15 protein-coding genes are annotated in these 21,400 nt (G+C 47.1%); 4 read left to right on the top strand and 11 right to left on the bottom strand.

Going from position 1 to position 21,400, the window contains the following annotated elements; all coding sequences use genetic code 11:
* Positions 1-268: 268 nt before the first annotated feature.
* From BM101_RS02320 to coaA, 9 genes are all read right to left on the bottom strand, one after another.
* On the bottom strand, positions 269-463 hold the full coding sequence (locus tag BM101_RS02320) for a VOC family protein (RefSeq protein WP_087029832.1): 195 nt from the start codon (positions 461-463) through the stop codon (positions 269-271).
* A 123-nt stretch (positions 464-586) separates the two neighbouring features.
* The gene (locus BM101_RS02325; protein WP_245825551.1) at positions 587-1,600 is read right to left on the bottom strand and encodes a tocopherol cyclase family protein; all 1,014 of its coding nucleotides are present in this window, start codon (positions 1,598-1,600) and stop codon (positions 587-589) included.
* Positions 1,601-1,703: 103 nt separating this feature from the next.
* Entirely contained in the window at positions 1,704-3,284 is a 1,581-nt protein-coding gene (locus BM101_RS02330) for a hypothetical protein (protein ID WP_087029826.1), read from the bottom strand.
* 177 nt (positions 3,285-3,461) lie between these two features.
* Entirely contained in the window at positions 3,462-4,943 is a 1,482-nt protein-coding gene (locus BM101_RS02335; RefSeq protein ID WP_087029824.1) for a glutamate synthase subunit beta, read from the bottom strand.
* Positions 4,944-4,957: 14 nt separating this feature from the next.
* Entirely contained in the window at positions 4,958-9,535 is a 4,578-nt protein-coding gene (gene gltB, locus BM101_RS02340) for a glutamate synthase large subunit (protein WP_087029821.1), read from the bottom strand.
* A 487-nt stretch (positions 9,536-10,022) separates the two neighbouring features.
* On the bottom strand, positions 10,023-10,880 hold the full coding sequence (gene speB / locus BM101_RS02345) for an agmatinase (RefSeq protein WP_245825549.1): 858 nt from the start codon (positions 10,878-10,880) through the stop codon (positions 10,023-10,025).
* A gap of 47 nt (positions 10,881-10,927) precedes the next feature.
* Positions 10,928-12,469 (bottom strand): aminotransferase class I/II-fold pyridoxal phosphate-dependent enzyme, encoded by a 1,542-nt coding sequence (locus tag BM101_RS02350; protein WP_218149864.1) that lies wholly within the window; start codon positions 12,467-12,469, stop codon positions 10,928-10,930.
* A 582-nt stretch (positions 12,470-13,051) separates the two neighbouring features.
* Positions 13,052-14,605: a glutamine-hydrolyzing GMP synthase gene (gene guaA / locus BM101_RS02360; RefSeq protein ID WP_087029814.1), complete on the bottom strand. Its 1,554-nt coding sequence runs from the start codon at positions 14,603-14,605 to the stop codon at positions 13,052-13,054.
* Positions 14,606-14,626: 21 nt separating this feature from the next.
* The gene (gene coaA, locus BM101_RS02365) at positions 14,627-15,550 is read right to left on the bottom strand and encodes a type I pantothenate kinase (protein WP_087029811.1); all 924 of its coding nucleotides are present in this window, start codon (positions 15,548-15,550) and stop codon (positions 14,627-14,629) included.
* 472 nt (positions 15,551-16,022) lie between these two features.
* On the opposite strand from coaA, the gene mvk reads away from it, so the two are divergent.
* Genes mvk through fni form a run of 4 tightly spaced genes read left to right on the top strand, consistent with a single transcriptional unit; the run spans position 16,023 to position 20,175 of the window.
* Positions 16,023-16,979: a mevalonate kinase gene (gene mvk, locus BM101_RS02370; protein ID WP_087029808.1), complete on the top strand. Its 957-nt coding sequence runs from the start codon at positions 16,023-16,025 to the stop codon at positions 16,977-16,979.
* A complete protein-coding gene (gene mvaD / locus BM101_RS02375) occupies positions 16,969-18,003 on the top strand; it encodes a diphosphomevalonate decarboxylase (protein ID WP_087029804.1) in 1,035 nt (344 codons plus the stop codon). Before mvk ends, mvaD begins: the two co-directional genes overlap by 11 nt.
* Positions 18,000-19,109 (top strand): phosphomevalonate kinase, encoded by a 1,110-nt coding sequence (locus BM101_RS02380; RefSeq protein WP_087029801.1) that lies wholly within the window; start codon positions 18,000-18,002, stop codon positions 19,107-19,109. The genes mvaD and BM101_RS02380 overlap by 4 nt, the downstream gene beginning before the upstream one ends.
* 1 nt (position 19,110) lies before the next feature.
* A complete protein-coding gene (gene fni / locus BM101_RS02385; protein ID WP_087029799.1) occupies positions 19,111-20,175 on the top strand; it encodes a type 2 isopentenyl-diphosphate Delta-isomerase in 1,065 nt (354 codons plus the stop codon).
* 88 nt (positions 20,176-20,263) lie between these two features.
* Here the strand turns inward: fni and BM101_RS02390 are convergent, their stop codons facing one another.
* Entirely contained in the window at positions 20,264-20,587 is a 324-nt protein-coding gene (locus tag BM101_RS02390; protein WP_245825547.1) for an AzlD domain-containing protein, read from the bottom strand.
* A complete protein-coding gene (locus BM101_RS02395) occupies positions 20,577-21,284 on the bottom strand; it encodes an AzlC family ABC transporter permease (protein WP_087029793.1) in 708 nt (235 codons plus the stop codon). Before BM101_RS02395 ends, BM101_RS02390 begins: the two co-directional genes overlap by 11 nt.
* Positions 21,285-21,400 lie beyond the last annotated feature (116 nt).

Genomic DNA, 21,400 nt, shown 5'->3' on the forward strand with positions numbered 1-21,400 from the left:
TTTTGCATTTATTTTACAATCAAAAATAAAACTATCTCTATCTGTCGAATGAAGCTGGCAGACAGGTAACGGAGGCCGTTCGGCCTCTCTCTCCTCGACAAAGTTAAAAAAGTTTTTTACATCAGCAGCACGGCCCTAACCCTTCGGACTGTTTAGACTGCTGACCATGACTGTTCCTGCTGGAGAAGCACAAGAGACCATGATGGCTAATTTAACGTAGCTCCCGCAAAGCGGAAACTGAGTCTGCTCAACTAAGGCTTTTACAAGCCTACGACTTCAGTCGTGGGTAGTTGACGATCAGATTTTTCGCGCCATCCGGAAGCGGGAATGCCTCCGGACCGCTGTTGCCTTCGGCAAAAGTTGTCATCGAGAGGATTTCGGCACCAAGCACTTCCGCATAGAAGTGAGCTGCTTCCTTGCTTTGGCCTTCGAAGTTCAGATAGGGGAATATATTTTTTATCATCGGATACCCTTCTTTCTATTTTTATCCTATATACAATAGTCTACCCAAAAACGGATATGCGGTCAAAAGATAACCGCCGCCTCCAAGGATCAGTTTGCCTCCACCCTTGAACCACGCAAAAAATCATCTCACGATTTCGATGCCTGCCATTTGGCCGATGTCATGATGCTCTTTCCCGGTTTTTTTATCCGTGAAATCGATCGTTACGATGCCTGAGAGCCCTTCTTTGATGACTTTGTTCATGCCCGCCTCAGTGGGGGCGATCAACTCCCCAGCCTGCAGAATCTCCGCCGAAATCGTTAGCGCCGCCTGGCGGTTCTCCAGAGCTACCTCAACCCGTTCCTCACTGATCAAGCCAACTGTTATTTTGCTGCGATTATACGTCGCAAACCGATGCTCTTCGCCTCCGATAGTCAGGTTGCAGAGGAAGCCTTCGAAGGAGAAGCCGTTGAAAGGGATATCCGCAAGGGAAAAGACGAGACTCGTTGACTCATCGCTAAAATGGTTGCTCTGGATCCAGACATAGCGTTCCGGAAAGGAAGTCCCCCAGTCTTTTTCCAGATAGCCCTTTCCTCCGCCAAAATCGATGCTCTTGCTGCCGATTGCCAGCTTTCCCTTCACGGCATGGCTCATGCTGATGACGCCATGGTAGCATTCCATCTTCGGAATATAGGCAAAAAAGCCCATGATCGAGGGCATCAGAACCGTCCGTTTGATTTCCTGGAAGGGCCCCAATGTCAACAGACCGTCAACCTGGAATTGCCCATCTTCCAGATGGACGCTGACGAGCGTTTCGGAAAAAATGTTGTCGCCGATGTTGATGAGGAACGGTTCGCTGTTGCAGACGAAGTCTTCGATTGCATAACGCAGGTAGCCGGTGCGCATCTCCTTTTGGCCGTTTGCGGCGATATGCACATACGTATATTGGATGAAACTATGCGAATCACCCTCCGCCAGGACAATCCCCGGAATAAAACTGATGACCGTTCTTTCATCGGCTGATACTTGCTTGTAGTACCAGCCCTCAAAATAGTTTTTCTTCTGCAGGTTTCCCTGGAAATGAATCGGATGGGTCACTTTATTGATCATATCGTCACGCTCCCTCTCAAAGTCATCCTTTATTGTAAATAAATCCAATCGGCACTCCCTTCACTCCGAAAAAAAGACAAAGACAGCCGACACGCGTAAATGCTATGCCGGCTGTGTTCGCTTTCTCAGAATCGGAAAAGCATATCGTTCTTTAGTTTTTCGTGATGCTTACGACGCTGGTGCCGTCGACTTCCAACGTGACGTTGTCTCCCGCCTTGATGAAAGGCAATTGTTTGTTGATCGATACTTTCGCGATGTAGATGGTTTTCGCATCATCCTGCAAGGTGAAGTAATAGGTCGTTTCCCCGTCGATGACCACCGACTCCATCGCCGCAATCGTTCCGGTGATGGTCTTCGTCTCCACGATTTCTTTCGTTTCATCGGTCGCGATATCCGTAACGCCGCCGGTATAAGCATTCCATGCCGCGGTCAACGAATTGCCGACTCCCACTTTCTGATAATTTGTGGCATTCACGAAAGCATACAACTTGATCAAGCCAGCATCGTCTTTCAGGGACAATAGATAGACAGGCTTGTTCTCCATATTGAACAACAATGGGAAGGTGCTCTTATAGCCTTTTTCCTGCACGGAACCCTGCGCACTTTCCATCGCACTCCATTCGGTCGCCGTACTGACGTTATAGCGTTTAGCTTCTTTCGTACGGGAATTGACCAGAACGAAGCCGATGTTTGATTCATCGGATGCGACGGATGTCATCCCCGTATAAAGATACAAGTCATTATCCAATACGATGTAATTATATCCCCCCGCATTTTGGATGACGCCTTTTTTACTGATGACGCTATTCAAAAAGCCACTTTGATATTGTCCATTGTAATTGATCTGGGTCATCAGCATATCCGCCGGGAACACACGATCAACCCAATCCGGAACATTTTCCTTATCGTAACGCGTAATTTCTCCGGTAGATGCATCCACCACGAAGACCCCGATTACTTCTTTCGGACCCATGAAGCTGAACTGCCTTTTCACAATCGACGCAATGTAGTAGGGGTTTCCCTCTTCATCCAACTCGAATACAGGTTTCTCGAACATCGCGGTTGGATGATGGAAAAAGATATGGCGCGTGATATCATCCCCAAAAAAACCGGAATGGGAATAGTGGATATTTTTTTTCAAATCCACTAATGCGGATTCGCCTGTGACCATATCGACGGTCACATAATGCGGAATGCCATCTTTGCGGTTATTCAGCCAACGGAAAAAGTTGACATATTCCAAGGGTGATACCCGGACCGATTTCCCTTGATAGGCAATCTGTGTATATTCCGTGCTGACGTCGAATTGGGAAACCAAATTCAGCATTTCCCCCAATTTCCGGCTGCCCAAGCGCTCGGCCATGTCCCTGTCGATTGTCGGTATCTGGGCCGGATCGGTGACGGTCAAATCCTTCGCGAAATCCCCTTCGGTGTAGCTGATCAAAGAGGCATAATCTTTCGAACGCAGCACTTGCGAGCCGACCGCCATGCCCCCGATGATGAGCAAAAGGCTGACTGTGATGATGCCGCCCGTGATCTTATTTACTTTGTTCGCTTGCGTCCGGTTCACTACGTTCATCAATGCCGCACCTGCAGCCAAATACAAGAGCATATTCACCCAGAATTCAGGCGACTCAATCGTTACCGGCGTCAAGGCCGAATACCAATACCCCAATAAAACGATTGCCGGAAGCCCATATGCAATCGCTATGCTTTTCCATCCATTTTTCACAAAACAACACCCTTTCTTTCCCCTAAAACAATCTATACTCCATTATAACATTGTTTACATTCAACCGTAAATTTTCCTGATAATATTGCTCCTTCCAATTTATTTTCCTTCAATAAAAAAGTCACCCTCCCGCAAAGGAAACTTGTTCTCTTTGCGGGAGGGTGATCATTATGATGATTAATTGATGTTAGAATTGCCTGTCAGGAAGCGGTCCACTTCACGGGCGGCCAATTTGCCTTCCTGTAAAGCCCAAACGACCAAACTTTGTCCACGGCGCATATCGCCACATGCGAAAACTTTATCCACATTTGTCGTGTATTCATTTTCTTTTGCAAGAATGTTGCTGCGGAAATCGCGTTGCAATGCCAATTCATCTGGAATCGTATCTTCCGGACCAGTAAAGCCCATTGCCAACAAGACAAGATCAGCTTTCCAAACTTTTTCAGTGCCTTCAACCGGCACCGGATTCAATCTGCCGACAGCATCGCGTTTCCACTCGATTTGGGTCGTGTGGACAGCCGTCACTTCGCCAGCTTCATTTCCTTCAAATTTGGTTGTGTTGATTTCATAATTTCTTGGATCGGAACCGGTCAAATAGATGGCTTCCTCTTGGCCGTAATCGGTTTTCAGTTTCTTAGGCCATTCCGGCCAAGGATTTGTATCCACATCGCGTTTGTCTGGAGCTTTCGGCATGATTTCGAACTGGAAGACACTGTTCGCGCCTTGACGGATGGAAGTGCCGACACAGTCGGTACCAGTATCGCCTCCGCCGATGACGATGACATTTTTGCCTTTTGCGCTGATGCTGCTTTCTTTTGTTTCGTCAGCCAAAATGTTTTGCGTGTTTGCCTTCAAGAAATCCATCGCCATGTGGACGCCCTTCAGATCATTTCCTTCAGCATTGATGCCGCGCGCTTGGGTGGCACCGCCGCATAGAACGACTGCATCGTAAGTATCCACCAATTCTTGGCTGCTGATGTCTTTGCCGACTTCTGTATTGCAGACAAAGGAAACGCCAGCTTCTTCCAAAATGGAGATGCGTCTTTGGATGATATCCTTATCCAATTTCATGTTCGGAATGCCGTACATCAACAGACCGCCGGGACGGTCGTTTCTTTCGAAAACAGTGACTGCATGTCCGACAGAAGTCAGGTAATGGGCAGTTGCCATTCCGGCAGGACCAGAACCGACAACGGCAATGCGTTTGCCGGTTGCGGGTGCTTTAGCAGGTTTTACCCAACCGTTCTGGAAGGCATGTTCGATGATCTCGTACTCGATGCTGCTGATGGTCACAGGCTCATCGATATGTCCAAGTGTACAAGACCCTTCACAAGGTGCAGGACAGACCCGACCTGTGAATTCCGGGAATGGATTCGTCAACGTCAAGCGTTCATAGGCTTCACGCCATTGTCCACGGTAGACCATGTCATTCCACTCAGGGATCAGATTATGTAACGGACAGCCGGATGCCCCATTCGGCAACATGATTCCCGCTGAACAGAACGGAATCCCGCAGCTCATACAACGAGCTGCTTGGGTCCGGATCTTTTCTTCAGTTGTTTCTTCTCGCATTTCATCCCAGTTAGTGATTCTTTCTTCTGGAGAAATCTTCTCATAATTGGAACGGCCATACTCCATAAATCCAGTTGTTTTTCCCATCTTATCCCTCCTCCTTAATGCGTTGCTACAGGTTTGTAGCGTTCATCGAAAGCGTAACGCATAGCTTCATCGCCTGTCAAGCCGAGCCCGTTTGCTTTTTCTATATTATCCAAAATAAATTTATAGTCATTGGAGATGATCTTTGTGAATTGGCCTTGCATTTCGTCCCAATTCGCCAAAATTCTTTGCGCTTTCGGACTTCCGGTATAGATCATATGCTCTTGCAGCATGCGCTTGATCGTATCGGTTTCCGCTTCGTTCAAGTCTTTTGTCGCGCTGACCATTTCTTTGTTCAAGTTAACTTCATCGAAGTCCAGGATATAAGCTACCCCACCGGACATGCCGGCAGCAAAGTTACGGCCTGTTTTGCCGATGATCAGTACCGTTCCGCCTGTCATATATTCACAGCCGTGGTCACCGATTCCTTCGACAACCGTATCGACACCGCTGTTGCGGACGCAGAAACGTTCGCCGGCAATCCCGTTGATATAAGCCTTACCGCTCGTAGCGCCATAGAATCCGACGTTCCCTACGATGATATTTTCTTCCGGTGAAAAGGTCGCTTCATTCGGGATGCGGACAATGATCTTACCGCCCGATAGACCTTTACCGATATAGTCATTGGCATCTCCTTCAAGGGTAAGCGTCATCCCTTTCGGAACGAAAGCCCCGAAACTTTGTCCTGCAGAACCGACGAAAGTCAATTGAATGGTATCTTCCGGCAAGCCTTCTGCACCATATTTTTTGGATACTTCGCTGCCGATGATGGTGCCGACAACACGGTCCACGTTATGGATGGCAGATTTTGCCACAATCCGTTTTTGCGAATCGATGGCCGGTTTCACCATTCTTAAGAGACGGCGCATATCCAATGTTTTTTCCAATTCATGATCTTGTTTGGTTGTGCAATGTCTGCCCACATTCGGCGCTGCATACGGTTGATAAAGCACGCTTGATAAATCAACTGTCTTCGCTTTCCAATGTTTCACATTTTCTTTCATTCTCAATTTATCGCTGCGGCCCACCATCTCATCGATGTTGCGGAATCCTAATTTAGCCATGATTTCACGCATTTCTTCAGCGACGAACATCATGAAGTTCACGACGTATTCCGGTTTGCCTTTAAAGTTTTTGCGTAACGTTTCATCTTGTGTGGCAATGCCGACCGGACAAGTGTTCAAGTGGCAGACGCGCATCATGATGCAACCGATCGCCACTAACGGCGTCGTTGCGAAACCGAATTCTTCGGCACCCAACATGCAGGCAATCGCCACGTCACGGCCAGTCAACAACTTCCCATCCGTTTCGACACGGACACGGTCGCGCAATTGGTTCAACACAAGCGTTTGATGCGCTTCGGCCAAACCTAATTCCCATGGCAAGCCGGTATTACGGATACTTGTTCTTGCAGCTGCACCCGTACCGCCGTCATAACCACTGATCAGGATTGTGTCAGCCTTGGCTTTTGCAACACCGGCAGCAATCGTGCCGACGCCTGCTTCAGCAACCAACTTCACGTTGATGCGTGCATCACGGTTCGCATTCTTCAAATCGAAGATCAATTCTTTCAAATCCTCGATGGAATAGATGTCATGATGCGGTGGCGGTGAAATCAAGCCCACACCGGCGATCGAGCCCCGTGTCTTGGCGATTTCAGGGTAAACTTTCGGTCCCGGCAATTGTCCGCCTTCACCCGGTTTAGCCCCTTGTGCCATTTTGATTTGGATTTCTTCTGCATTCACCAAGTAATGGCTGGTTACGCCGAAACGTCCGGAAGCAACCTGTTTGATGGCACTGTTCCGTGAATCGCCGTTTTCATCCAATTGGAATCTACGCGGATCTTCTCCACCTTCACCGGAGTTGCTCTTCCCGCCTAAACGGTTCATCGCAATCGCCAATGTTTCGTGGGCTTCGATGCTGATCGATCCGTAAGACATGGCTCCTGTCTTGAAGCGTTTCACGATGCTTGCTGCAGATTCCACCTCTTCGATAGGAATCGCATCCTGCGCATTCGGTTTCAGCTGCAACAATTGTCTCAGCGTATAAGCATTCTTATCATCGTTGATTTCGTTTGAAAATTCTTTGTATTGATCATAGTCACCTAAACGGACTGCCTGTTGCAGACGGTAGATGGTGCTTGGATTGTACAGATGCTCTTCTCCAAGTGCCGAGTATTGGAAATGGCCGCCGACTTCCAGCGTTTCGCTGTAAGGAGCAGTCGTTTCATAGGCACTTTCGTGACGCATTTTGTTTTCCATTGCGATTTCAGCCATGCCGATTCCTTCGATTCTTGTCGGTGTGCCGGTGAAATATTTGTCGACAACTTCACTGCTGATACCCAACGCTTCGAATATTTGAGCGCCATGATAGCTGCGCATCGTTGAGATACCCATTTTCGTCAACACTTTTGACATGCCGTGTACAGCGGCATAGATGTAGTTCGCTTGCGCTTTTTCAGCATCGACGCCTTCCAACAGATCCTCTTCCGCCAATCCACGGATGGTGGCAAAGGTCAAATACGGATTGATGGCATTACAGCCATAGCCGACAAGCGCACAGAAATGATGGACTTCCCTCGGTTCGCCCGATTCCAGCACAATCCCTACATTCGTACGCGTCTCTTCACGGATCAAATGGTGGTGCAAGCCGGATACAGCCAACAGCGCCGGTATTGCCGCCCATTCTTTATTCACGCCGCGGTCAGATAGAAGCAAAATATTTGCGCCATTGCTGATGGCTTTATTTGCTTCACGGAATAAACGTTCCAACGCTTTTTCCATGCCTTGCGCATCTTCTTCTACACGGTAAAGGAGAGACAACGTGACTGTCTTCAGGTCTTCGCTGTCTAAAGCTTTTATTTTAGCCAGTTGTTCATCGGTCAAGATAGGGCTATCCAGATAGATGGCATGTGTCCCTTCTTGATCCGGTTCCAACAGATTCCCGCAGTTACCGATCAGCATCGTATCTGATGTTACGATTTCTTCGCGGATGCCGTCGATTGGAGGGTTGGTAACCTGTGCGAATAGTTGTTTGAAATACAGATACAACATTTGCGCTCTGTCCGACAGCACAGCCAACGGAGAGTCGATCCCCATCGCACCGACGGAGTCAACAGCAGAGACGGCCATCGGTTTGATCAATGACTGGATGTCTTCAAACGTATAGCCGAAAGCTTTTTGTTGCAATAGAAGCGGTTCTGCATTTTCTGGAACAACCTCATTGCCAGCAGGCAAAGCAGCTAAGGTTGTAAGGTGACGGTCAACCAATTCCCCATACGGTTGTTTGGCTGCAACGATTTCTTTTATTTCTTCATCGGCGATGATTCTCTTTTGTTTTGTGTCGATCAGGAGCATTTTGCCTGGTTCCAGACGGCCTTTGTAGCTGACATCTTCCGGACGGACATCTACGACGCCGACTTCTGATGACAGGATGACGCGGCCATCTTTGGTCACGTAATAACGCGCCGGACGCAAACCGTTTCTGTCCAACACAGCCCCTACGATATCGCCATCAGAGAAGCCCATTGCAGCCGGACCATCCCATGGTTCCATCAAGAAGTTGTTGAAGGCATAGAAATCTTTTTTCGATTTCGACATGCTTGGGTTCTTTTCCCACGGCTCAGGAACCATCATCATGATAGCTTCCGGCAAAGAAAGTCCACTTAAGTATAGGAATTCAAGGTTATTGTCGAACTGAGAGGAGTCGCTCCCTGATTCATCAATGACCGGATAAAATTTATCTTTCGATTCAAATAGATGTTCCTGCATGCTTCCTTGACGGGCACGCATCCAGTTGACGTTTCCACGGATTGTGTTGATTTCGCCGTTATGGATCAGGTAACGGTTCGGATGAGCTCTTTCCCAACTTGGGAAGGTATTTGTACTGAAACGAGAATGCACCATAGCCAAACCGGAAGTGAAATCCAAGTCCGTCAAATCCAAATAGAAGTTGCGCAACTGTTCAGCAGTCAGCATCCCTTTATAAACAATCGTTTTTGATGAGAAGCTTGGGAAGTAGAAAGAACCTCCGCGGCGTTCGCTCATCGGAACGATTTTCTTTTCGGCAACTTTACGGATGGAGAATAGCTTGCGCTCAAACTCCAATTCGGACATCCCTGCGTCGCCTTTTCCGACAAATATCTGGATGAAGCGAGGCATAGCGGATTTTGCTGTTACGCCGATTTCGGAGCTGTCGATCGGAACTTCACGCCAACCTAATACTTTTTGGCCTTCCGCTACGACGATTTCTTCCACCATCTTCATTTGTTCCTGACGAAGGTCTTCATATTTATGGGCAAACAGCATGCCCACACCATAGTCACCTTTTTTAGGTAAACGGATGCCAAGTACGTCACATTCCCTGCTAAAAAATGCATGCGGGATTTGAACCATGATACCGGCACCATCACCAGTCTTCTCATCGGCCCCATGTGCCCCACGATGTTCCATATTTTCTAATAAATCTAATGCATCAGCGACCAATTGATATGATTCGTTCCCATTGATGTCAACAATAAAACCCATTCCACAAGCGTCATGCTCATAGGCCGGATCATACATCCCTTGTTTAAGAGGGAGATTAGTTTTGTTCATTTGGCATCCCTACTCTCTTTATATGTTATCTAGCATATTATAATCAAACTCTAATTTATTTACAATCCATTTTCAAACTTTTTTTCATTTTACCACTCTTATATTCCGTTGGTATAACAATATTTATAGATATTTTTTCGCCTTTTCCCAGTTTACCCAAGCATGTAAGGTATTGCGCCTAATTGATGCAATTAAACGTCACATAGGGTTATCATAGATGTGCGTTAAGCTGACATCCCTTTGTACGTTATTTACCTTAAATTCGGATAGTTCTATTTTGTAAAATTAAAATTTTTCTGAATTCAGCATATTCTCATTTTAGAAAAAACAAGTAAAACGTTTACAGTTTATGAACAAATCACAAATCTCATTTGGATAAACCTTCTCATCAGACTTATCTTTGGGCTTTTCTCTTCGCCGGTTGCCAAATGTGTCTATAAAAAAACTCTTTTCTTTTGCGGCAATCGCTAAGAAAAGAGTTTTTTATTTATTTAGTCAAGGTCAATAACATCTCTCTGACCGTCTTGCACGCCATGGCGGTTGAAGCGCCGGTGTGATCGTACGGTGGGGATAATTCCACGACATCCGCAGCGACCAATTGGTTCAAATCCTGCAAGGCTGCGATGCCTGCAAGCAATTCTTTGTAGGTGATGCCGCCTGGCTCAGGTGTTCCCGTTCCCGGGAATACGCCCGGATCTAGCACATCCAAGTCGATCGTAACGTAAACGGGCACGTCTTTCAATTGTTGGACGATCTCTTTAACGGTATCGATGGAAAATCTTTCCATATAAGTATGCTCTTTTGCCCATTCGAATTCTTCCTTCAATCCGGAACGGATGCCGAATTGGAAGATGCGGTTGTCGCCCAGGAAATCATGGCAACGGCGAATGACGGAAGCATGCGACAATTTTTCGCCGAGATAATCTTCCCTTAAATCCGTATGCGCATCGATGTGGATGACGTGCAGCTCCGGATATTTCTCATAGGCCGCTTGAATCGTAGGCAAGCTGACCAGATGCTCTCCGCCGACCATCAAGAATTTTTTGTCGTTCGCCAGCACTGCTTTTGTGTATTCAGAAATATCGTTTAATACGCGTTCCGTATTTCCGAACGGCAAATCCAAGTCGCCGCCGTCAAAAATGGCGACATCTTCCAAATCGCGATCCAAATATGGGGAATAGCTTTCCAGGCCAAATGAATCTGTACGGATGGCTTGCATCGCAAAGCGTGTACCCGGTCTGAAACTGGTGGTCCCATCATAAGGAATCCCGAATAATACTGTAGATGATTCTTCAAATGACGATTCGCAACCGATAAAGGTCTGAACGTTAACATGTTTATTCACTATCTGCCATCCTCCAACTAAATGCGTTTTTGCTGTTTAAAGTTCTTTTATGCCTTCAAAACTTTGATTTGATGCGGCATTTTTTCTTCCGTCAGTACATTTCCCAACGTTTCATTGTAATAATGGTAATGTTGGACAACCGATTCGGAAATTTCTTCACCAGGGATGATCAACGGGATCCCCGGCGGATAGATCATGATTGAATCGGCACTGATGCGGCCTACCGCGTCATCGATGGATACCACCTCGTTGTCCGCATAAAACGCGTCGCGCGGGCTGCAGATCAATTTGTTGATTTTATAGGTCATCACATGCGGATCAAAATGTTGCTTTGCTTTTTTGTATTTTTTGCGGACATCCATCAAGGCGTCGACCAATTTTTGGATAGATTCGCGTGTATCAGCCGTACTGATGACAGCCATCACGACATATCCTTCAGCCAGCTCCAATTGAATACCATATTGTTCCTTCAAGATGGAATAAACTTCAAAGCCTGTCAAACCGATATCATTGACGCGGATGACCAATTTTGTCCAGTCATAGGATTGGTCAAAATTCTTTTTGACATAATCGGCTTTCAACACTTCATAGTCGCCGAAGGATTCGATCATTTCAATGGCTTCGCTGACGACTGGGCGCAATTTTTTGTAGCGGTCTTTCCCGTATAAGGCAAGCTCGCTGCGGGCTGCATCGATGGAGCTCATCAATAGGTAGTTTGCGCTGGTGGATTGCAGCATGTTCAAAACTTTCTGCAGTTTCGTCGCAGAGATGCGATCCCCCTGCATCACCATGATGGAGCTTTGCGTCAAAGAGCCACCTGTTTTGTGCATGGAATACGTGACGCAGTCAGCTCCCGCGCTCAAGGGATCCCTCAATTTGCCGGGCATGAACGGCAGATGTGCACCATGTGCGCTATCCACGATCACAACAACGTTTCTTGCATGCGCAATGTCACAGATTTCCTTCAATTGGTTCAAGGAACCGAAGTAAGTTGGATAAGTCACCAACAGTGCTTTCACCTTCGGATTTTCATCCAATGCTTTTTCAACTCGTTCCACTGAAATCCCATGGGAAATCCCGAAGGACAAGTCCATTTCCGGTTGGACAAAAATCGGCTTTGCACCGCTTAAGATCAAGGCGTTCATAACGGACTTATGGCAATTACGCGGCACCAATATTTCATCATTGGGCCCTACGACACTCATAACCATCGTTTGAATGCCAACCGTCGTCCCATTTACCAAAAAGAAGGCTTGATCGCCATTGAATGCTTTGGCAGCCAATTCTTGGGCTTCTTTAATCACTGATTGAGGATGACTCAGCAAATCCAATTCTTTCATTGAATTTACATCCATTTGCATCGTCATTTCTCCTACGGTCATTTTGAAAGGCGTCATTTGCGCGCCCATCTTATGGCCTGGTACATCGAATGGTGTAACATCCTGTTTTGCGTATTTTACTAATGCTTCAAATAGAGGCATTTTTGTTTGCGTTAACGTTTTAGGTTTTACATTTGAAATTTGGTAAGTGATTTTATCAGTATGTCCTTCCAAATGTGTATCTGTAGTGATCATAAATTTTTCAGCCAATTAGACTTCCCCCTTAATGTAAAAAATGGGCATAAAAAAAGCTCTCCAACCAAAGGAAAGCTTCGATGTCTATCAGCTGCTTTTCCTCTTATCGCTCATAGGACTTGGATAATCCTACGCTCAGGTTGGGCACCCAATATCAATTCAAAAAACTGCGAACTGATTGGTTTGCCACCGTATCTTCGACCCCTCGTCTCAACGGCTATTAATAAGAGATATTTAATTTATGCAAGCTAAATTCTATACAACTATGATGCATATGTCAATCATTTTGCGCATAATCGTGTATTTTTTTTCATACAAAAAACGAACGTTTTCGAAATATTATCATTCCAACATTCCGGTTTCAACTTTCTTACAGCAGAAAAAGCTTCCGGATTGTTGTTATTTCAACAATCAGAAGCTTTTTCTGATTATGCAATCATTTTCGATTCTTTTTATTCTTGTCTGTCAGTTTCGATTTGATGCACTACAATGATCGCTCTTAAACTTACGAAAAACTGAATGATGCGTTGATAATACATTTTGCAAAAATAAAACCCCGGAACCATCGATGAAATGGTCCCAGGGTTTTAGAAGTTGTTACTCCCACTCGATGGTTGATGGTGGCTTGCTCGTAATGTCATACACGATGCGGTTAACGTGCTTCACTTCGTTTACGATACGACGCGAAATCTTATCCAATACTTCGTAAGGGATGCGCGCCCAGTCGGACGTCATGCCGTCGATGGATGTTACGGCACGGATGCCGATTGTGTAGTCGTAGGTACGGCCATCACCCATGACGCCGACGCTGCGGAATCCAGGAAGGACGGTGAAGTATTGCCATACATCGCGGTCTAATCCAGCGTTTGCGATTTCTTCGCGCAGGATGTAGTCTGATTCGCGGACGATTTCCAATTTTTCTTCGGTGATTTCGCCGATGACGCGGATACCCAAACCAGGGCCTGGGAATGGTTGGCGCCAAACGATGCTGTCAGGCATGCCCAATTGTGTTCCCAATTCGCGGACTTCATCTTTGAACAATGTGTTCAATGGTTCAATCAATTTGAATTGCATATCTTCAGGCAGTCCGCCTACGTTGTGGTGAGACTTGATTGTTTGCGCAGTCTCCGTCCCACTTTCGATGACGTCGGTGTAAAGCGTTCCTTGCGCCAAGAAGTCGATACCTTGCAATTTCGTAGCTTCGTCGTCGAATACGTAAACGAATTCGTTACCGATGATTTTACGTTTTTGTTCCGGATCGCTGACGCCTGCCAGTTTGTCCATGAAACGTTTTTTCGCATCGACACGGATGATGTTCAAGCCGAATTTGCCTACTAGGCTTTCCATAACTTGATCGCCTTCGCCTTTGCGCAATAGACCGTGGTCAACAAAGATACACGTCAATTGAGAGCCGATCGCTTTGTGCAGCAGCACGCCGACTACGCTTGAATCTACACCGCCGGATAAGCCCAAAAGGACTTTCTTGTCGCCGACCGTTTCTCTGATTTTTTTCGTTTCGATTTCGATAAAGTTGGCGATTGACCAGTTTCCTGAGCATCCGCAAATTTCAAATGCGAAGTTTTTCAACATTTCGTTACCATGTACGGAGTGCTGCACTTCCGGATGGAATTGCACGCCATAGAATTTTTCTGATTGGTTGGCAAAGGCAGCAACAGGACAGTTGTCGTTCGTTGCTGTCACAGTGAATCCTGCTGGAATTTCTGTGATTTTGTCGCCATGGCTCATCCAAACAGTTTCCGTTGCAGACAGACCTTTGAATAAAGGTACGTTCAGATCAAGAATGCTGATGTCTGAACGGCCATATTCTCTTTCATCAGCCGGAATGACTTTTCCGCCGAAATGATCCGTCATCAGTTGCATACCGTAACAAATACCCAAGACAGGAATCCCCAAGTCAAAAATGGCTGGGTCCACTTTAAAGGCATCGTCTTCATAAACGCTGTTCGGGCCGCCTGAGAAAATGACACCCTTGACGTTCCCCATCGTTGTAATTTCTTCAGCCGTTGTGCGGTGTGACAACAATTCTGAGAACACACCAAATTCACGGATACGGCGTGTTATCAATTGATTGTATTGGCTACCGAAATCCAATACAACAATTTTTTCCATTTCGTTAAATTCCTCTAACATCAGATTATCTCTCCATTTTCATTAATATTTTTTGATGTATAGTTCATCAATAAAGTGATTGGTTGTTTTATGAATCACTAAATCTGCACGCGTGATTGTAGGATAGATGTACTCACGAAGGTTCTTCAAATTGATCCTTTTCCAAACCCCTCGCGCCATTTCAATGGCATCTTCCCGCTTACCGATGGCATAGTTGTAATAATAGTTATCCGGTTGATCTTTCGCTAAATCCATCAACATTTCAAACCGTTCGATATACCACTGTTCGATCATGTCCTCCTCAGCATCCACATAGATGGAGAAATCGAAGAAGTCACTGACATAAATCTGCTGATTGCTCGGCAACTGCAACACATTGATCCCTTCCACAATCAAGATATCCGGATGGGTAATCTCTTCGAAACTATCCGGCACAATATCATAGATGCGGTGAGAATAGACAGGGAATTTCACATTTGGTTTGCCTGTTTTTACATCCAAAAGGAATTGCACTAAACTTTCCATATCATAGCTTTCAGGGAATCCTTTTTTATCCATTATATTCCGTTCTTTCAGAATATGATTGGAATAAAGAAAGCCATCAGTGGTGACTAATTCAATCGTTTTTTCCGGATATGCTCTTTTCAAAAGATTCTGCAGAACACGCGCCGTGGTGCTTTTGCCGACAGACACACTCCCGGTGACACCGATGATGAGTGGTGCCGGTTCATACGCTCTTCCCAAAAAACGGCTTTTTGACCGTTGCAAATCCCGATAGTGTTGAAAATAAACATCAAACATATGTACCATTGGCACGTAGACATCCCGTACATCTTCTAGTGACAACCTATCGTTCAAGGAAGTTAAGTCAGATAATTCTTCTTCCGTCAGCGTAGGTAGTGAATCTTGATGGAAAGTTTGCCATTCTTCACGGTGGATCTCGTAATAGTTTCTGTCTTCTATCATAGCTTTCCCCTTCTGCAAAACATCACACTCCTTGCAATTGTAACATACTTTGAAAAAAAATTAACCCTCTTAAATGCGAACGTTCAAATTTAATTGGATGCTAACCTTTGTATCTAGCGTCCGTTCGTCTTTTAAGTTTCTCTAAAATTAGCTGAAATGGATTTACTTTATATTTTTGCTCCGATACAATGAAAATACTAAAAGAAAATAGTCATATAAAGTAATCAAAAATATTCCTGAAAAGAAGCATACCTTGGTTGCTAGGTCGATACGGCAAAAATACTCCTGTTCATGGCCTTTTCTTACTGAAACAGCGCGGTATCCTGTTCATGGCTTTTGATGCCAGCTTGAATAGCATTCCATCGTTTGCAAAATGCCTTGCAAGACAGCATAATAGTATATGCCAAACGGATTCAGCAACGGGTTCCTGTGAACCTGTTTGCTCCATGAAAAAGTAAAGGACGATCGAGACATGATGAAAATAAAATGTGCAACCGGTAAGGCGCACGGAAAAATCATATTGATGGGGGAGCACGCCGTTGTTTACGGGGAGCCTTCCATTGCCTTGCCATTTCCAGCCGTCGATATGGTAGCCACCATCTGCGAAAAGGAAGGTCCCTTAACGGTGGACTGTTCCTATTATAACGGGATCGCTTCAGAGATGCCGGAGGTTCTGGAAAGCTTACGGACAGCGATCCTTACTGCATTGGATGCTTTGCAGAAGAAATCCGACAATCTATCCATTACAATCGAAAGCTCCATCCCTGCCGAAAGGGGCATGGGTTCCAGTGCAGCTGTTTCGGTTGCATTGACGCGCGCACTCTTCCGCTATTTCGATGCGGAGCTGACCGATGAAAGACTTCTTACTTTAGTGAACATCGCCGAAAAAATAGCGCATGGCAATCCGAGCGGGTTGGATGCCGCCATGACAAGCGGCGATGACCCACTCTACTTCATCAAGGGAAAACCTTTCGAAAAATTCCCATTGAACATTTCGGCCTGCATGATCGTCGGCGACACAGGCATCACGGGGCAAACAAGGGAGGCCGTCGCAAGCATCGCCCAAAAACTGAAAGGCGAGCAAAAGGACCTTTATCTGAACGCCATCAAAACATTGGGACGCTTAACGGGTCAAGCCAAATGCGCCATCGAAGAAAACAATCCCGCATTATTGGGCAAGTTAATGAACGAAGCACATGCTGAACTGACCTTTTTGGATGTTTCCAGCAAAAAATTGGATCAGCTCGTAACGGCAGCCCGTTCCGCAAACGCATTGGGAGCGAAATTGACCGGCGGCGGCCGCGGCGGTTGCATGATTGCCCTCGCGGCAACCCAAGCGGAAGCAAAAAAAGTGGAACAAGCCCTGCAGCAAGCCGGCGCCGTGCGTACATGGATCTATCAAATGGGAGGTAAAAAAGATGCAAAATAAAGCCTGTGTCCGTGCACACACCAATATCGCCCTCATCAAATATTGGGGAAAGCGCGACGAAACCTATTTTTTGCCGATGAACAGCAGCCTTTCGTTGACGTTGGATAAGCTCTATACCGATACGATGGTTTCCTTCGAGGAGGATTTGGCGGGGGATGTTTTCTATCTCAACGACGAATTGCAGGGAGAAAAAGAGACGCAGAAGATTTCCGCATTTTTGGATCTGTTCCGGAAAGAAAAGAAGACAACGGCCTTCGCGCGGGTGGAAAGCCATAATCATGTCCCCACCGCCGCCGGATTGGCCTCATCTGCCTCCGCCTTCGCGGCATTGGCCGGAGCGGCCAACCGTGCCCTTCAGCTGCATCTTGATCCGCAGACCTTATCCACCTTTGCAAGGCGCGGTAGCGGCAGCGCCACCCGCAGCATCTACGGCGGATTTGTCGAATGGGACATGGGGACGACATCCGATGATTCCTTTGCCATCGAAGTGGATGATGCCAGCTGGGATATCGGCATGGTGATCGTTGCCGTCAATAAAAAAGCAAAAGAGGTATCCAGCCGCGAAGGGATGAAACGCACGGTGGAAACCTCGCCCTTCTACCCTGCCTGGACCCAAGCTGCGAAGAAAGATATCGTTTCCATAAAAGAAGCCATCGCCAAAAAAGATTTCATCCGCTTAGGCGAAATCACCGAAGCGAACGGCATGAAAATGCACGGTACCATGCTCGGTGCGGAACCGCCCTTCTCATATTGGGAACCGGATAGCATCCGCGCCATCAATATCGTGAAACAATTGCGCAAAGAAGGGATTCCCTGCTACGTCACGATGGATGCCGGCCCGAACGTAAAGGTCCTCTGCAGACTATCGCAGGCGGAGACAATCAAAACGGCGCTGCTGTCATGCTTCAGCGCAGATAAGCTGATCATCACCGGTCCGGGAGCAGGCATCCGTGAGCTTACGGCGACAGAACGCTCCGAATATCAATGGAATGAATCTTTTGAAGTGAAAGGATGGAAGAAATGACTGTCATTGAAGCAAACGCTCCAGGAAAATTGTTCATTGCCGGCGAATACGCGGTGGTCACACCCGGACACCCGTCCATTCTGGTCGCCTTGGACCAATTCATCACGGTGTCACTCGAAGAAGCGGACACCCAAGGGACCATCCGCTCTGGACAATTCGGCGGCATGCCGATTCCCTGGACAAGGCAAGAAGATCAATTGGTCATCGACCAACGGGAAAACCCCTTCATCTATATTACCGAAGCAGTAAAGATGACCGAGCGCTACATCAAGGAACAAGGCATCCCTTTGTCATTTTTCCATCTATCCGTGAAGAGCGAACTGGATAACGCAAGCGGCAAGAAATATGGCTTGGGTTCCAGCGGTGCCGTCACGGTCGCCACCATCAAAGCGTTGCTGTTGTTCTATCATATCGAACCGGATTTTGAATTGGTTTATAAATTAGCCGCATTGGCGCATCTGTCCGTAAAGAGCAACGGCTCGTTCGGCGATATTGCCGCCAGTGCGTACGGAGGCTGGATTGCCTATGCCTGTTTCGACAGGGAATGGGTGTTGGAACAGATGGAAGCGATGGCCTTCAGCGAGCTATTGAAAACGCTTTGGCCGAAACTGATGATCAAACCCTTGACGCCACCCGCAAATTTGCGCCTGCTGATCGGCTGGACAGGCTCCCCGGCTTCGACCACCCATTTGGTGGACCGCGTCAATGATGTACGTGAAGACATCGATGACTTCTACAAAACCTTTCTGGCGTCCAGCAGAGACTGCGTAAACGGGATGATCCAAGCCTTTGAAAAAGGCGACATGCAGCTGATCCAAGCCGGCATCCGGCAAAACCGGAACTTGCTGCACCAATTAACCGCACACACCGGCGTTGTCATCGAGACTCCTGCCCTGACGCAATTATGCGATTTGGCGGAGAAAAACTTGGGTGCAGCCAAATCATCCGGTGCCGGCGGAGGCGATTGCGGGATCGTCATCATCGACAGACAATCCGGCATCATCCCGCTGATTTCCGAGTGGGAAAAAGTCGGCATCATGAACCTGCCGCTGCATGTGTACACAAATGCGAAGACAGCGAAAGCTATCGAGTGGAAAGAGGCTTAAAATGACTATCGATTCAGAAAGAAAAGATCAGCACGTAGCGTTTGCTGAGCAGCAATACCAAGACATGGGCCAAGCCGATTTTCAGAAAATGCGCTTTGTTCACCATTCGCTCCCTGAAATAGCGGTGGCAGACATCTCATTGGAAACAAAGCTGGCAGGCTTCACGATGGCAGAACCCTTCTACATCAACGGGATGACCGGCGGCAGTGAAAAAACAAAGAGCATCAATGCCGATTTGGCTGCTGTCGCTAAGCTGACCGGTTTGGCGATGGCGTCCGGTTCCGTGAGCGCAGCGCTGAAAGATCCGAGCGTATCCGACAGCTTCGCCATCATCCGCAAAGTGAACCCGAACGGCCTTGTCTTCGCCAATATCGGCGCCCATCATTCGCTCGAGAATGCGAAACGTGCGGTCGCTATTTTGGAGGCAAATGCGCTCCAGATCCACATCAACGCACCCCAAGAAATGATCATGCCCGAAGGAGACCGTGATTTCACGATGTGGCTGCGCCAAATCGAAGAAATTACGGCGCATGTCGGCGTACCGGTCATCGTGAAGGAAGTCGGTTTCGGGATGAGCCGCGAAACCATCCGGCAATTGATCAATGTCGGCGTCCGGACGATCGACGTTTCCGGCAAAGGCGGAACGAATTTTGCCGCCATCGAAAATGCCCGCCGGACGCATATCGCTTATGATGATTTGGAAAATTGGGGTCAATCCACCTTGATTTCGCTGTTGGAAGCACAGGCCTTTCAGCAAAAGGCGGAAATCATCGCTTCCGGCGGCATCAAAAATCCGTTTGATATCGTCAAGGCACTGAGCCTTGGCGCCAAAGCGGTCGGTCTTTCCGGCCAATTCCTGCATATGGTTTTGGAGGATGGTCCGGTGAAAACAGCTGAAACAGTTGCCGCCTGGAAAGAACAGATTACGACGATCATGGCCATGCTGGGCAAAACTTCCGTGGCTGATCTGCAACAGACTGATGTCATTTTCCAACGGGACATCATCGACTGGTGCGATATGCGCGGACTCGATTACCGCCATTACGCCAACCGATCAAACAAATAACAAAATGGCAGCTCAGAAAACATTCTCTGAGCTACCATTTTTTATTTAGTTAGAATTTAGATAGTGGCAAATTTTCAAAAGAAGGTTATCACAGTGCCCATACCATGAGACTGATGCTGACGATCCCTACGATAACGGAAAGGATCATGTTTTTCGATTTGTAGGAAACGACTGCGGTTATCAGGGAAGGAAGCAACTTAGCGTTGTGAAGGACATTGAAGGATACCTCGTTCTCCCAAAAAAAGATATCCGAGAAGATCAATGCAGCGAAAATGGATACCGGCAGAAAACTCATCCACTTCTGGAACCAGATGGGGATGCGCGCATTTTTGAGCACGACGATCGGTATCAATCGGGGCAGGTAGGTCACGATGCCGCCGCCGATGATCAGCCAAAAGATTTCATTGTTCACGCAAAATTCCCTCCTTTGCATCCTTTTTGTTCTGCAAATACAGGCCAAAGCCTGATGCGCAGACGGAAGTGATCACGATGGCGATGTTATGGTGCAGCAAGTTCATCAATACGACTGCCAGCAGCCCCGAGAAAATGGCCGTCCATAAGACGATACGGTTCTCGATTTGTGAAATCAATAAAAAAATGAACATGGCGATAAGGATATAATTCATCACGACCGGCGAAATCGCAATGCTTTTCCCTGCCAAAGCTCCGATGGCCGTACTGGCGATCCATGTCGCATAGGCGGTGATATTCGCGGCCAGACCTCGATTCGGCGTCCACTCTTCATCGTTCTTGAAGTGCATCGTGTTGACAGCGAAGGATTCATCGGTGATGGTCTGCGCAAATAGCATGCTGAATGGGATCTTCTTCGCCTTGATCTTTTGAGCCAGACTGGAGCTCATCAATAAGTGCCGTAAATTAATAAAAAAGACCATGACGACCATTTCCAAAATGCCGGCTCCTGCCGCTGTCATGGAGGCGATCATGAACTGAGCAGCCCCTCCATAAATGAACATGCTCATGAATAAAACGGCCACCCAATGATAGCCTGATTGCTGCAGCAACACCCCGCAGGCAAGCCCCATCGGAATGTAGCCGAAGCATACCGGATAGATGGCCTTCATACCGGCCACCCAATCTGATTTTGACATGTGCTCCCTCCTCTAACAAAATATTTACATTTCTATGCCTCATTTTATCACAAATATTTCAGATGAGAAGGCCCATTTTGCCTGGTTCTATGACGAAAGGAAATGTATCCGCTCCC

It is taken from the genome of Trichococcus palustris (assembly GCF_900114465.1).
GTDB classification, from domain to species: domain Bacteria; phylum Bacillota; class Bacilli; order Lactobacillales; family Aerococcaceae; genus Trichococcus; species Trichococcus palustris.

Excerpts from the sequence above, each read along its gene's own strand:
- BM101_RS02320 (WP_087029832.1), bottom strand. The coding sequence starts at position 463 with ATGATAAAAAATATATTCCCCTATCTGAACTTCGAAGGCCAAAGCAAG.
- BM101_RS02380 (WP_087029801.1), top strand. The coding sequence starts at position 18,000 with ATGACTGTCATTGAAGCAAACGCTCCAGGAAAATTGTTCATTGCCGGC.
- coaA (WP_087029811.1), bottom strand. The coding sequence starts at position 15,550 with ATGATAGAAGACAGAAACTATTACGAGATCCACCGTGAAGAATGGCAA.
- BM101_RS02395 (WP_087029793.1), bottom strand. The coding sequence starts at position 21,284 with ATGTCAAAATCAGATTGGGTGGCCGGTATGAAGGCCATCTATCCGGTA.
- mvaD (WP_087029804.1), top strand. The coding sequence starts at position 16,969 with ATGCAAAATAAAGCCTGTGTCCGTGCACACACCAATATCGCCCTCATC.
- mvk (WP_087029808.1), top strand. The coding sequence starts at position 16,023 with ATGATGAAAATAAAATGTGCAACCGGTAAGGCGCACGGAAAAATCATA.
- guaA (WP_087029814.1), bottom strand. The coding sequence starts at position 14,605 with ATGTTAGAGGAATTTAACGAAATGGAAAAAATTGTTGTATTGGATTTC.
- gltB (WP_087029821.1), bottom strand. The coding sequence starts at position 9,535 with ATGAACAAAACTAATCTCCCTCTTAAACAAGGGATGTATGATCCGGCC.
- BM101_RS02335 (WP_087029824.1), bottom strand. The coding sequence starts at position 4,943 with ATGGGAAAAACAACTGGATTTATGGAGTATGGCCGTTCCAATTATGAG.
- fni (WP_087029799.1), top strand. The coding sequence starts at position 19,111 with ATGACTATCGATTCAGAAAGAAAAGATCAGCACGTAGCGTTTGCTGAG.